This is a genomic window from Geminicoccus sp., from assembly GCF_036263595.1.
Taxonomy (GTDB): Bacteria; Pseudomonadota; Alphaproteobacteria; order Geminicoccales; family Geminicoccaceae; genus Geminicoccus.
In genome coordinates this window covers 1-6425 of sequence record NZ_DATAGQ010000182.1, presented here as the reverse complement: position 1 = coordinate 6425, position 6425 = coordinate 1, and the positions used below count along the sequence as shown (strand labels likewise).

Annotated in this window: 5 protein-coding genes and 4 pseudogenes; 4 read left to right on the top strand and 5 right to left on the bottom strand. The window is 65.1% G+C overall.

Annotation, left to right across the window (positions count from 1 at the left end; genetic code table 11):
• Window positions 1–4: 4 nt before the first annotated feature.
• Window positions 5–243, bottom strand: a pseudogene (locus VHL31_RS19670) (IS481 family transposase); the annotation flags it as partial.
• Window positions 216–1087 (bottom strand): annotated as a pseudogene (locus VHL31_RS19665) (transposase). The pseudogenes VHL31_RS19665 and VHL31_RS19670, both read right to left, overlap by 28 nt.
• Before the next feature lie 92 nt (window positions 1088–1179).
• Here VHL31_RS19665 and VHL31_RS27025 point away from each other — a divergent pair.
• A pseudogene (locus VHL31_RS27025) lies at window positions 1180–1444 on the top strand (IS481 family transposase); the annotation flags it as partial.
• Window positions 1445–1592: 148 nt separating this feature from the next.
• Here VHL31_RS27025 and VHL31_RS19655 read toward each other — a convergent pair.
• A pseudogene (locus tag VHL31_RS19655) lies at window positions 1593–2305 on the bottom strand (IS630 family transposase); the annotation flags it as partial.
• Window positions 2306–2474: 169 nt separating this feature from the next.
• Window positions 2475–2711, bottom strand: a complete 237-nt coding sequence (locus VHL31_RS26740) for a helix-turn-helix transcriptional regulator (protein ID WP_349262499.1) — start codon at window positions 2709–2711, stop codon at window positions 2475–2477.
• A gap of 106 nt (window positions 2712–2817) precedes the next feature.
• On the opposite strand from VHL31_RS26740, the gene ybaL reads away from it, so the two are divergent.
• From ybaL to VHL31_RS19640, 3 genes are all read left to right on the top strand, one after another.
• Window positions 2818–4656 carry a YbaL family putative K(+) efflux transporter gene (ybaL, locus tag VHL31_RS19650; RefSeq protein WP_329662942.1) on the top strand — a complete coding sequence of 613 codons (1839 nt, stop codon included), beginning with the start codon at window positions 2818–2820 and terminating at the stop codon, window positions 4654–4656.
• A gap of 189 nt (window positions 4657–4845) precedes the next feature.
• On the top strand, window positions 4846–5064 hold the full coding sequence (locus VHL31_RS19645; RefSeq protein ID WP_329662943.1) for an MgtC/SapB family protein: 219 nt from the start codon (window positions 4846–4848) through the stop codon (window positions 5062–5064).
• Window positions 5065–5110: 46 nt separating this feature from the next.
• Window positions 5111–5389, top strand: coding sequence for a hypothetical protein (locus VHL31_RS19640; RefSeq protein WP_329662941.1), 279 nt, complete (start codon window positions 5111–5113; stop codon window positions 5387–5389).
• 43 nt (window positions 5390–5432) lie between these two features.
• Here VHL31_RS19640 and VHL31_RS19635 read toward each other — a convergent pair.
• The coding region (locus VHL31_RS19635) for an IS701 family transposase (RefSeq protein ID WP_329662940.1) at window positions 5433–6425 on the bottom strand (993 nt) is incomplete at its 5' end.

Genomic DNA, 6425 nt, shown 5'->3' with positions numbered 1-6425 from the left:
TTCCCTAGTTGGTTGGTTCCGGGATGAGGTGGTGCGGGCCGCTTCTGAAGATGGAGGGGTTGTCCTTCCAGGCGTCGCCGATGGCCTTGAAAGGCGTCCGCCACTGTAGTGCCTGGCAAAGCTGCAGGCGGTGACGAAGGTCAGGACGTGGGCCTTGAGCGCCTCGGGATCGGGGTAGTGGAAGACCTTGATGGTGGCATCCTTGATCGTGCGGTTCATCCGCCCGGCCTGGCCGTTCGTCCATCATCCGGCAGGGGTTGAGCTGCACGGCGGATCGAGGATGATCCGCTTTCTGCAAGGATGGCGGCCGGTAGAGCGTCGAGGGCAGTCCGCGCCGTCCTGTTGGCCAGAGCTGGCGTGACGAGCTTGAACGGGCTTCGCTGGAGCAGGCTGATGGCCCGGGTCGTGGAACCTGGCTGGCCCTTCCAGCTGGCCTGGAGCACCGCATGGGCACCGCTGATCAAGAAGCGTCGGATGTAGCGGTCGCCCTGCTCGGAGATACCCCCGGGCCGCTCCTTGCCGCCGCTTGAGTTCTGTCGGGGCACGAGCCCAAGCCATCGATTGCAGGAGCCATCGGCGGCGATCGCAGGAGCGATCGATCCAATCCCGAGGATGATGGCCAGCAGGCTGTTGCAGGCGGCAAAGATGGCGCCCGGAACGGAAGAGCGTTGGATCCGTGATCGCCGTGGGCGAGCGGCGGGATGCCGGTGCCGGTCTCGTCCGCGATCCGGCCAAGCAGCTCCGCCAGCTCGGCTCCGTCCTCAAGCGACGACGACCCGGACCTTTGGCACGGTGCGCCCGGAGCGGGTTGGCCAACATGGTACGCTGGCGGATCAGGAGGTCGCGGGGTCCGAGGCAGCACGAGCATCAGACGCACGTCATGCCCGAGCATGATCGGCGCCTGTGTCCGGGAGTGAGCGGTCGAGCAGGCTTCCATACCCACAAGGCAGGAAGGAAGCGACGAGAAGAACTTGAGGACCTCCGTTCGTCGTAGCCGGCGACGCAGGACGACGGTGCCCACGCGGTCGGCACCGTGAACCTGGAAGACGTGCTTGGCGAGGTCGAGGCCAATGGCCGTCACCGGCATGGCGGACGGCGCTCCCATTGATGGCGTCTGGCAACGGCCACACCATCAGTCCCGGGATGAAGTGGTACGTTATCTTCCGAGGAGGCCGCACGATGGCAGCAGGTCTTCATGGCTGGAGCCTGTACGACGCCGCGCATCTCGGTTGAGCTCCAAGCATCGCAAGAAGCGACCCGCACTCTGGCCACCCGGTACGGGCAGAACCCCAGGACCGTCGCCAAGTGGCGCCATCGAACCACGACCATCGATCAGCGGATGGATCATCCCGGCCATGCAACGCCGTCCTGACCGAGGCCGAAGAGGCGGTGGTCCCGCCGCCGCACGCTGCTGCCCTTGGATAACGTCCTGGGCTGCTTGCGAGGCCATGCCTTTGCTCTCCGCTTGCCCCCGTAACGGCGCGAGGTCATCACGACACCAGCGCTTTGCCGAGACCAAGATCGGCAGAGCCTGCCCTCGGGCAAGGATCCGGGGGTCCACATCGACATCTGCGAGCTGTGCCAAGGCCTGGGAAAGCGCGGAACTCGATGCTCCGGTGCCGGCGCTGGCAGCGGCCGATGACAGTGCCGGCCTTGATGTCCAGGGCGGCGAACAGGTCGGTCGTGCCGTAGCGCCCCGCCGCTGTCTCCTGACAGCGGCCCTTGCAGGGATGGAGCCGGCGCCTCGCTGCGCTAGCTGGATCTGTGGCTTCTCGTCGACGCACAGCACCAGGGCCCGGTCCGGCGGGTTCAGCTACAGGCCGGCCACGTCACGGGCCTTCTCGACAAAAGCCGGATCGGTCGAGAGCTTGAACGTCTCCACCCGGTGCGGCCGCAGGCCAAAGGCCCGCCAGATCCGGCTCACGGCGGTCTGGCTCATCCCGGCCCGCCTGGCCATCGACCGGGTGCTCCAATGGGTGGCGTTTGCCGGCATCTGCTCTTTGCGTCAGCGCAATCAGACGCTCGACCGTTTGCGATCTGCCTGGGCGCTGCACGTGGCGCATCGACCAGTCCCTCCAGCCGGTGCAGGGCAAAACGCTGGCGCCACAAAGCCACCGTTGACCGGCTGACCCCAAGCATTCTGGCCACGCCGAGATTGGTGGCCTCCGGCTCGGCACAAGCAAGTACGGCACGAGCACGCTCAAGCCAGCGCTTGGCCCACCTTGGGTCGCCGGATCAGGTTCTCCAGCGCAGCCCGTTCCGCCGATGTCAGCTCAAGAGCAAGCGCCTTCGGTCCCCGAGCCATGGCAGCCTCCCTTAACGACCATGCCACCATCTCCCAGTTCATCCAAAACCCAAGCCGATCTTCAACTCAGACCAATAGCGCGATGGGCGCAGAGGTCCTTGAGCCGACGGATGGTGACCGAAGCACCTGATGTTCGCACGGCCGTGCCACCCGCTTGGTTGAGCAGACCCTACCGCACTGCTGTCCGTAGCCGGACGCCTGGTCCGAGTTCATCCGCTTCGATCAGCACGACCCCGGCTCCCTCCAGCGCAGCGCGCATCACGGCAGCACTTGCCCGGTGCAGCTCATGCTGACCGTTCTCGAAGCCCCGCACAGTGCTGCGGCTGACGCCGGCGCGAGCTGCCAGCTCCTCCTGGGTCCAATCAAGCAGTCCGCGGGCTGCTCGACACTGTGCGGCGGTTAACATGAGCAGAAGATAGGTCGGCAAATAGAAAGGTCAAGATCGACCAATATGGTTGAAAAGGCTGCTGCATGCTCCATATCCGGATAGAACCATCGCCCTAGGACACCCCATGCCGCACGAGACGACCCTCATCGCAACCATCGTCATGGGTCTCGTGCTCGCCTTTGCCGGCGGCTTCATCGCCAGCAAGCTCAAGCTGCCGCCGCTGGTCGGCTACCTGCTGGCCGGTGTGGCCGTGGGCCCGTTCACCCCCGGCTTCGTCGCCGACGAGGGGCTTGCAAGCCAGCTGGCCGAGATCGGCGTCATCCTGTTGATGTTCGGCGTCGGCCTGCACTTTTCGGTCAAGGATCTTCTTGCCGTCCGCGACATCGCCGTCCCTGGCGCTGTCGGCCAGATCGCGGTGGCGACGGCGCTGGGCGTCGGCATCGCGTACCTGTGGGGATGGCCGCTTGGTGCCGGCCTGGTCTTCGGGCTGGCACTGTCGGTTGCCAGCACGGTCGTGCTATTGCGCGCGCTAGAGGAGCGCAGCATTCTCGATTCCGACAATGGCCGGATCGCGGTCGGCTGGCTGATTGTCGAAGATCTTGCCATGGTCCTGGCGCTGGTGCTGCTACCTGCGCTCGCCGGGGTACTGGGTGGGGATCCGCGCAGCGTGGCAGGCCATCTCGGGGGCGACAGCCTTTGGCTGACTCTGGTCCTGACGCTGGGCAAGGTCGGCCTGTTCCTGGCCTCGGTGCTGGTGGTCGGCGCGCGTGCAATTCCCTGGCTGCTAGCCCAGGTGGCACGGACGGGCTCGCGCGAATTGTTCACCCTGTCCGTACTGGCGACCGCCCTTGGCATCGCATTCGGCTCCGCAGAGCTGTTTGGTGTCTCCTTTGCGCTCGGCGCCTTCTTCGCCGGCGTGGTGCTGAGCGAGAGCGACTTCAGCCATCAGGCCGCTGCCGACTCGCTGCCGCTCCAGGATGCCTTCGCCGTCCTGTTCTTCGTGTCGGTGGGCATGCTGTTCGACCCGACCATCCTGGTACGCGAGCCGCTGGCGGTGCTGGCGGTGGTCGCGGTGATCGTGCTCGGCAAGTCCCTGGCGGCATTCGGAATCGTGCTGGCGTTCGGCTATCCGGCATCGACCGCTCTTACCGTCTCGGCAAGTCTGGCGCAGATCGGCGAGTTTTCCTTCATTCTGGCCGGGCTGGGCATGGCACTGGAGTTGCTGCCACCCGAAGGCCGGGATCTGATCCTGGCCGGTGCGCTCTTGTCGATCACCTTGAACCCGCTGGTGTTCGCCGGGCTTGAGGGCCTCTCCAAGTGGCTCCGGGCCCGGCCGCGCCTGCTGGCACGGATCGAGCGGCGTGGTGACGACGCCCTGGCGGCCCTTCCTGACGGCGGTGGCAGCGTCTTGCGCGATCATGCGGTCATCGTTGGCTATGGCCGGGTCGGCAGCGTGGTGGGCAAGGGGTTGAGGAGCCAGGGCCTGCCAATCGTCGTCGTCGATCAGGACCGTCGCCGGATCGAGGCGCTGCGCAAGCGAGACGTTGTGGCCATCTATGGTGATGCGACCACGCCGGGCGTGCTGGAAACTGCCGGCGCTGGCCAGGCCCGCCTGATCGTGATCGCCACGCCCGAGGGTTACCAGACACGGCGAATCATCGAGATCGCGCGCACCCTCAACCCCTCGATCGACACAGCGGTACGCACGCACAGCGAGGGCGAAGTTGCCAACCTGGAGCGACAGGGGATCGGCATGGCAATCATGGCCGAGCGGGAGCTTGCTTTCGGGCTGATGGACTATGCCCTGCGCAGCCTGGGCACATCCGACGACAAGGCGCGGCTGGTGGTGCAGGGCATCCGGGTGTCCGGTGATGGCGGCGTCTACGAGCGCCGGCAGGACGAGCCAGCTCGCGGTGCGCCTGAGTTGCGCCAGCACCGTGCAGAGGCCACAGCGTCGGACTGAACGCAGTACTGCCCGCCGCGGAATGCCAACGCGAAGTTTGCCTTGTCGCTGCTACGCCGTCTGTCAGCTGAAAAACGGCGCAGCTGCTGTACAGCGACGATGGTCATGTCAGATCTTTGGAACGCTGTTCTGGAACTCGCGAACTCGTTTCGTGTCATCCCTCATCCTGGCGCGCTCAGGATCGCCTAGCTGCTGGCGCTGCCGATTGCCTGGAACCACGAGATCGAGGAGCGGAGCGCTGGTATGCGCACCTTTCCCCTCGTCGCCATGGCCGCCTGTGGCTTCATCCAGGGGACGGAGCGCATCGTCGACGGCGTGATCACCGGGATCGGGTTCATCGGCGGCGGCGCTATGCTTCCAGGCTGCTCTAGCCATATCGCAAGTTGGTGGGCGATTTCGGCGAAGTAGGGTATATCATGTGTTTCGGTGGACAAACGAGGAACAACTTGTGCATATGAGTAGAATTCTTCAAGAAGAAATGATTCGTTATGCCAATGATCTAGAGCATCTCAAGGATGATGACCTTCTTGAAGAAGTGCAACGGGCTAGGATGGCGCAGCAGAACGTGAATAGAATTGGAAGAACAAGGGCCATCGGCATGTGCTATGCGGCCAATACGGAGTTGACGAAGCGCTTTGGAGCGGATGGAGAAAGAAGATACTCAGCCAGGTTTGGCGACACCATCAAGCGCTCACGGAGCCAACAATTGGCAGCAGCATATCGTTCGGCCTGACTAGCACTACCTGGGCACTCTGTTTGGTGGGGCAGGCCCGACCTTAGCACCACAGTGTGGGCAGCAGGCCCAGGTACGGAGGAGCAGTTCGATCAGCCGGCGCCGGACGGCCGGCAAGCTTGGTTGCGGAGGTGGTCCTGCGGGTCCGGCTTTCTTGCTTTTTCCCCCGCTCCTGAAGCCGGAGGTGCTGGAGGAAGCAGAGCGCGATCATGGTCATGAGCGCATGGCGATGCAGGCCCGTCCATGATCGTCCCTCGAAGTGGTCGAGCCCGAGTTCCTCCTTCATCTGCTGGTGGGCCTGCTCGCAGACCCATCTCGCCTTGATGGTGGCCGCCAGTTCCTCGAGGTCCACGTGTTCTGGCAGGTTGGACAGGTAGTACTTGCGCTCACCGGAACTGCGGTGCTCGCCCACCAGCCAGATCTCCTCGCCCGGCAGGTGGCGGCCCTGCCTGAGTTGCTCTCCTTCGGCCGGTCGCACCCGCACGCCGGCGAACTCAGCCGCGAGCGGCCCCTTCGTCCCCCGCCGCCAGGAGATGCGGTGCCATTTGGCATGCTGGAGGGCCTGCGCGGCCGGAACCGGATCCTCGCTCGGCATCGGATGCTTGCGCGGCCGGCCGGTGCTGGCCTTGGGCCAGTGCAGCATCACAGCCGTGGAGTAGACGTTCTGCACCTTCGGGATACCGACGGCCCAGACGAGGCCGCGCCTGCTCAGGCCAGAGCGGAAGGCGGCGCTGACGCCGTAGCCGGCGTCGGCCACCACGCGACCAAAGCGAGCGCCGGCGGCAACGACCCGGTCGATCTCCATCAGCGCGATCTCGGTCTTCGCCAATGCCTGCCGGTGCTCTTCTGGTATGCCGGCTTCGATGCAGCGAGCCTCATCGGCCGTCCAGACCTCCGGCAGGAACAGACGCAGGCCTGTCAGTACCGGGACCTCGTCCTTGGCCAGGGTGAGCGAGACAAGGACCTGGCAGTTGGCGCGCTTGCCCAGGCAGCCACAGTACTGGCGTGCAACACCAGCCGAGTGCCTGCCTTGCTT

Coding starts and splice junctions, on each gene's coding strand:
- VHL31_RS26740 (WP_349262499.1), bottom strand. CDS start 2,711: ATGTTAACCGCCGCACAGTGTCGAGCAGCCCGCGGACTGCTTGATTGG.
- ybaL (WP_329662942.1), top strand. CDS start 2,818: ATGCCGCACGAGACGACCCTCATCGCAACCATCGTCATGGGTCTCGTG.
- VHL31_RS19640 (WP_329662941.1), top strand. CDS start 5,111: ATGAGTAGAATTCTTCAAGAAGAAATGATTCGTTATGCCAATGATCTA.